Raw genomic sequence first — 5,578 nt, forward strand, 5'->3', positions numbered from 1 at the left:
ACTTCCACGGATATCACTGTGATAACTCTGGTAATTGCCTTGCGTATCTTCTCGTCCGATCAGCCCTAAGCCATATACATAATAGGCTTTGGGGGTTCCCTCAGCGTCTAACTCCATCAGCACACGACTTAATTCCGGAAGAGCATCCACGATATACCGTGTCGTCTTCCCTTTCCATGTCATCGACGTCCGATTGCCTTGAGCATCATACGTATACTGCGCTTTACCCGATTTCACGAGTCGGTTACGTGCATCATATTCGAAGGAGGCCATCGTCTTCCCTTCGCTCATGTACAGGAGATTCCCGTCGGCATCCATCTCGACTGGGTATCCTCCTATACTAAACAAACGGTTATCTTTTGTATAGGCGATCGGGGGATACGCTTCTTGGTCACTATCTTTTCTTGTCATCATATTTCCGGCTAGGTCATAGCTATAGTCTATCCGTCGTCCCGGCCAAGATCCACGACTCATACGTCTTAAGTTATCATACGTATATTGCTTGTCTTCCTCTTGGATGATCTGCCCGATTGCATTGTAGGTATAGCGATACTGTTGCATCATCACACCTTGCGGGGTTTGGTCACTGAGGTGATCCATCTGTCCGGCGCCGTCGTAACTTCGCCGTTCCCGACTGCCATTCGGACGCTGAGTCTCGATTAATCGTCCACTTCGGTCATATCTGTATCGGGTCAGTCTACCTTTCCAATCTTTCACTTCACTTAGTTCACCAGCCATCGTATATCTGTAATGGACTTCTTTCCCGTCTGGATAGGTCAGCTTCGTGATTCTACTTGCCGCATCATACGTATACCCGATACTCTGGCCCCATGCTCCTGTAACCGCCGTTACTCTTCCGAGGTCATCATAGGTCCGGGTTGTTGTTACTTCATTTTCGGTCACGGTCGTCATGTATCCGTTAAGGTCATAGTCTAACTTCGTTGTTCCTGCTTCATCTACTAATTCGATGAGCTGGCCCGCCGCGTCATATCGGTAGTCTGTGCGTTGTCCCCTTGCATTCGTTCTTTCGTTCCGCCAACCACGCGCATCATACCCATACTTCAGCACGCTATTAGCTGCATTCTTCTCGGATGTTAGCAATCCACTTCGATCATACTGAAGTTCTGTACGATTCGCATTCGCATCGGTATAGGCTGTAAGCCGGTCTTCCCCGTCGTATTCTTGGCGATATACGGCTAAGTCCGCCTCGATGACTTCCGTTAAGCGAGAAGCTGCATCATAGCTCATACGGGTTATCCGTCCCAATGCATCCTGTTCTTCTACCGGCTGGTATAGCGCATTGAAGCGAATGTTCTTCGTATGTTTCAATCCGTCTGTTTCGGCAATCGGATTGCCTGCGGCATCATAGGTCAATGCTTTGACGATTCGACCTTCACCGTCGATGGCCGACTTCATGCGTCCGGCGCCATCATACGTGTACTGAACTTCACGATCTAACGGATCTATGACCGTGAGGACGCGTCCTGCACGATCATACCGAAGCTTTGTCGTTTCACCTAAGGCATTACGATGTTCTTCTAATCTATCTTCTACATCATACCGATAACTGACGGTCTCACCTAATGCATTCGTCACCGATTCCAATGTTCCTGTCGGCGCGTATCGATAGACCGTCGCTTTACCAGAAGGGTTCGTCTGCTCCAACATCCGATCAAATGCATCATAGCTGAAATGCCACTTGCGCCCGAGTGGATCGGTGAGCACAGACAGATTATCGTTGGCATCGTAGGTATGGCATGTCTGTCCTCCCAGTGGATCCTCAAGCATGGTGATTCGGCCAACGTTATCATAAGATATCTGTGTGGCTCTGCCTTCGCCGTCTTCCATCGTCGACAGTTCACCCACATCATTGTAATGGTAATGGTGCAGTACGCCATTGAAATCTCGGTAGGTTGCACGTTGTCCTTGGGCATTGTAGGTAATTTCGCACGTCGTTCCTTCGGGACGGGTCATTCCCACTAAGCGCTGTTGTTCATCATAGATATACTTCGTGATGTGCCCTTCTGCGTTCGTTTCTTGATCTAACAAATGCTCATAATTATATGTGAAGCTTGTGATATCTCCTAGTGGATTGATCACACGAATTAGGTGACCCTGATCGTCGTATTCATAGCGTATGGTTTCACCTAATGCATTGGTCCTACTCTCTTCTTGACCTCGTGCTGTGTAGGTGAATTGTTCTTTCTTTCCGTCTGGCATCTGATTCTCGATCAGCAGATAACGCTTATCATGGACTAACTGTTGCTCATGACCTAAGCCATTCGTAACGGTCGTGACGATGAATCCAGGACGGCTTTGCGTATCGTAATGAAGACGGGTTACTCGACCTAACGCATCGGATTGTTCGATAATGCGATCGTCTTCGTCAAAGGTGTTCACGAACTGAATGTCACCGGCTACCGCCAGGCTGATGATACGTCCATCGGAATCATAGGTTAAGTCGGTTGCGTGTCGATTAGGATCCTTGAAGCGTATGAGATGGCGGTATTCATTATATGAGAAGCTGACTTGACGTGCTGGATCGCCTACATCTTGGATTAACGCTTGTCCGTTGTAGTTGACATTCAACGCCCGTTGTGTCCGTTCATCCACGAGTTGAAGCAGCTGACCAGCTTCATTGTGTACGACTTCCAACGCTAACCCTTCGGCATTCGTATGTCGGTGAAGCTGTCCTTCAGTCGTGAAATGGTACACCGCTCGAGGACTGCGCGTTATCAGTTCATAGCCAGCTTCGGTCTTGAGCAGTTCATCCCACTGTACGTCGAGATCTGCGGAACGGTAACGCCCATCCTCCTGTTGTACAAATCGGTTAGCACGGCTCGCATTCCACCACATCGTGATCGATTCGGGTTCAACATCCGACAATGCTAGACGCATGGCGTAGTTGTGCGTCCAAGCTACCCCAAGATCACTGGTCTGTAATAACGCAGAATGATAATGCAGTTCGAACGACCAGGTAGCGGCGCCATACAATTTAATCGCTGGATGAATAATGTACTGATCTCCCGTAGCTGCATGGATAGGGTCTTTCACATTACTTTCTAATTTGGTCTGGCTTGGATTCTGTGTCTGTTTCGGCGGTGATGAATCCACGGCATCCATTTTATTAACGAGATTCCCATCACTCTTAGAGATCGGGTTAGAACCACTGATATGATCCGCAGATTTGACCTTCTTCGTAAGGGCAGCTACTGTTCCTCCCCCAGCAGCCGTGGCGGTTGCAGCAGCTGCAATCATGGCTTCCTTTTCGCTTAGGGATGGTGATCCATCTTTGGTTGGCGGGGCATCTACTGTACCGGTATTTTTCCCTGGGTTTCCATCAGGGGCTAAATCCGATGATGCCCCCCTGTTGTTATCTGTCTTCCCCGTAGGCAGGTCAGGTTGGTCGCCATTCTTGGATAGTGAATCACCCGTTTTGGAGTCAACTCCTTTACCTCCATGAACGTCATCAAGGTGCTTGCTCCCTTGTCCCAATACTTCTTCGCCAACGTTCTCAGCCCGATTGACGGCCTTCGCCATATCCGCTACATCGTCACCATGCCTTGTCGCCTGTGAAGCAACACCGATAACTTCGTCAGCAACCTTCAATAACTTGGCGCCAGAACTCACACCTTTACCTAAAGGTCCTAATACGGCTAACGCTCGCTCCCACGGGGCTAACTTATCCCCTGTGATCAAATCACGCCCTACGATCGCTTCAAGAATCCCCTTGGCATTTCCTAGAATCGGTACGAAATCTAGTCCCATACTCGTTGCTACGGCAACAAATTTCAATAGTGCACCAAAATCAAATGGTTTTCCTTTGCCGTCTGCTTCTTCAAATTGGTCACCTTTGCGCTCAGACAGTCGTGATAACTCTTCCAATTCTTTATGTAATTCGTTCAAGCGCTGGTCAATTCCTTGGTAATTACTGTCCACATCCGGACGTCGGCGGCTCTGTAATGTCAAGCCGCTCATCGCTCTTCGCAGTTCAGAACGTAACGTTTCGATATCCTCTGAAGCACGGTGTAACTCTTTGCCTGTACTCAGCAGACTGGAGACTTCCACTTCAATTTTCAAACCGTGTCCCCTCCTTATTTCTTCTTACTACGCCGTGCACATTGCAACTTCAGCTTTCGCTTCTCCTTAAATATAGAACAAGATAGTCCACACACCATGGACTATCTTGTTACATGAACTAATGAGTGACTTGAGATCCAAAGTCATCCCGACTGGACTTATTCGCGTTATAGAAGACGACGTCTCCGTCGATGAGTTTGAATCGATTGCCAAAGGAATCTAAGATATTATTATTAAATCCTTCCATTTGCCACTGATTCTTTCGCTGGATACCACCAACCACTTGGTTCATGAGCGGTGCTTTAATATATTGTAAGTGAGGATTCTCTAAGTCACCATTCTTAATCGACTCTATATCGAAGTTCACGACAATATAGCCATTCTTCAAGAACATCGGTGACTTGTCATCAAATGGACCATTCTGGTACAATTTCAATCCTTTCTTGACGACATACGTATCCACTGGAATGCTGTATTCTCCATACCAATGTTGTATCGCAGACAATGCACGGTCCGTATTGACGGAAGGTGGAATATTGCTCTTGGGTCCTATGAGTGTTCGTGTATGTTCAGGTAGTAATAGCAGACTGAATCCACCCACGGGTGTTTTTTTCTTCGTTAACTTGTTGATGTATTTATTAACGTATTGGTTCATCGATAAATTCGTGGATTGCCCCGCCGTATCGTTGGTCCGATACTTGACCTCAGCCGTATCCGTTAGTTCATCCTTGGGTACATTTCGCAATCTATCATTCAACAGGACATATCTTTTCACCTTGTCATTACTTGATCCTATCTTAACGAACTTCTTCTCGGATGAATGGTAATACAGATCCACAGGGGTTGTCATGGTGCCATCTTTACTTACGTAATTAAAGGATGGGGTTATCCGTATCCCATCTGTTGGACCAAACATATTCCCTTTCGTCTTGAAATCGAATTTGTAGTGGTATCCCTGTTTAACTACCACGTTCTTGAAACCCTTTATCGTATGACTTCCTGGATGAATGGGTAGCGTGAGCTGTGCACTATTTCCACGTCGTTCCCCATCAATGCTATTCTTCCCTACCCAATACGAAATTCCGGTTGGGTTGAAGCTACCTTTTCTTGTCCGAAAGACCGTTTCCCAGTTGTAGTCCACGATATCTGTGATATGGAAATCATATAACCGTCCTATGACCTCTACTGAAACTTCGTCCGTGGCTACATGATGTGTTAGATTCGTATTGGCATCTGGTTGATATGTGAAATCTTCAGGTGCGTTATGTGCGATACTTCGGAACGCAACCTCATAATTCCCTTCATCGACCCACACAGGTAAATAGAATGTGGTCTCAAATTGATGGACGGGTATATTAACCCACGTTTCTTTAGGAATAAATTCCGTTCGGCTTTCATTGTAGACATCAAATGGAAACCACACTTGTTTCGTTCTGAAATATTTAGCATAATCTCGATCTCTATACCCAGGATAGTCCACGTGTTGTCCATTGGTTGG

General features: G+C 46.9%; 1 protein-coding gene and 1 pseudogene. Both read right to left on the reverse strand.

Going from position 1 to position 5,578, the window contains the following annotated elements; all coding sequences use genetic code 11:
* Positions 1-4,080, reverse strand: a 4,080-nt coding sequence (locus tag PGLA_RS21980) for a pre-toxin TG domain-containing protein (protein WP_245700238.1), incomplete at its 3' end; no start/stop codon positions are given.
* 118 nt (positions 4,081-4,198) lie between these two features.
* A pseudogene (locus PGLA_RS28230) lies at positions 4,199-5,578 on the reverse strand (DUF5704 domain-containing protein); the annotation flags it as partial.

This window comes from Paenibacillus glacialis, from assembly GCF_001637205.1.
Classification (GTDB): domain Bacteria; phylum Bacillota; class Bacilli; order Paenibacillales; family Paenibacillaceae; genus Paenibacillus_AQ; species Paenibacillus_AQ glacialis.